At 35.5% G+C, this 1,269-nt stretch carries 3 protein-coding genes; all 3 read left to right on the forward strand.

Annotated features, from left to right (window positions below):
• Positions 1-529, forward strand: a 529-nt coding sequence (locus tag D1606_RS11805; protein WP_119416216.1) for a DnaA ATPase domain-containing protein, incomplete at its 5' end; no start/stop codon positions are given.
• Positions 529-930: a YopX family protein gene (locus tag D1606_RS11810; RefSeq protein WP_119416217.1), complete on the forward strand. Its 402-nt coding sequence runs from the start codon at positions 529-531 to the stop codon at positions 928-930. The genes D1606_RS11805 and D1606_RS11810, both read left to right, overlap by 1 nt.
• Positions 927-1,250: a hypothetical protein gene (locus D1606_RS11815; protein WP_119416218.1), complete on the forward strand. Its 324-nt coding sequence runs from the start codon at positions 927-929 to the stop codon at positions 1,248-1,250. Before D1606_RS11810 ends, D1606_RS11815 begins: the two co-directional genes overlap by 4 nt.
• The last annotated feature ends 19 nt before the right edge of the window (positions 1,251-1,269 follow it).

Below are 1,269 nucleotides of genomic sequence, written 5' to 3' on the forward strand. Positions count from 1 at the left end.
AGCATTCCATTATTGCCAAGCGTTTATCTCAATTAAAAATACTCGGCGCAACAGTATTGCTTTAATCGGTCAACCTGGCGCTGGGAAAACGCACTTACTGTCAGCAGTTGCAAATGGAATGATTACTAGTTTACTTGTTCCAGTACTTTACTTCCCGTATATCGAAGGCACAGAGGATTTACGAAGTGATTTTGACCAACTAGCAACTAAAATACAGCGTTTAAAAGAAGTTGAAGTGTTATTTATCGATGACTTGTTTAAACCTGTTACAACATCAATAAATGGCAAAAGAATCAAAGAACCAAGAGCAACATCGTGGCAAGTGGAAAAGATGTTTGAAGTTATCAATTATCGATACTTAAACAACAAGCCACTTCTCATATCAAGCGAACTATCTTTCGATGACATGTTCGGAATTGACGAAGCGCTTTGCACAAGGATTTTTGAAATGTGCAGCGACTATACAGTGACGATTAAGAAAGATATTAATTTGAATCACAGACTTTTGAAGATGAGGGAGGCTAAATAATGCGAGAGATTAAGTTTCGTGCTTGGGAAAAAGATTTAAAAGTTATGGTGTACAACAACGAGTTATGTGGTCATATAGGATACAATTGCAACCCAGTTAGAGCATTAAATATCATTTTGAACGAAGATGATTATGGTTACGAATTTATGCAATACACAGGTCTTAAAGACAAAAACGGTCGTGAGATTTATGAGGGGGACGTTTTGTTATTTAACAATACTCATCCTAACGCCTATTTAGAAAATTGGTTATGCGTTGTTAAATATCGTTGCGGAAGTTTTGTATGTGAATATCCGAAAGATGGAGTTTATAACCATTTTGATTCATGGAATGACTTTGTTAAATGGGAAGTCATTGGAAATAGATTTGAAATTCCAGAGCTATTGGAGGGTGCGGAATGACTGAAAAAGTGAAGGTGTCGAGAGAGTTAGCTACAGCAATTGAAACAGCTTTAGAATATTGTGGAGGCAAAGATGAGGTTTTACAAGAACATATTGATACTTGGAGTGATGATTGTATTCCATTAAACTCTTTATCATTTTTAGAACTTGCTGAAATACTTATAAATGGCTACGAAGTCGAACAAACGCAGGAGGAAAAAATTAAAAAACTTTTTTATGGATATGCAGGAGAAAATGAATTTCATGAATCAGACGCTCAAAAAGCAATATTGGAATTGCTTGAAATTTTAGAGAAAAAGGTGGAAGGGGTGAACAAATGAACCCAACACAGCAAATCAA

The sequence above is a fragment of the Rummeliibacillus sp. POC4 genome (assembly GCF_003576525.1).
Classification (GTDB): Bacteria; Bacillota; Bacilli; order Bacillales_A; family Planococcaceae; genus Rummeliibacillus.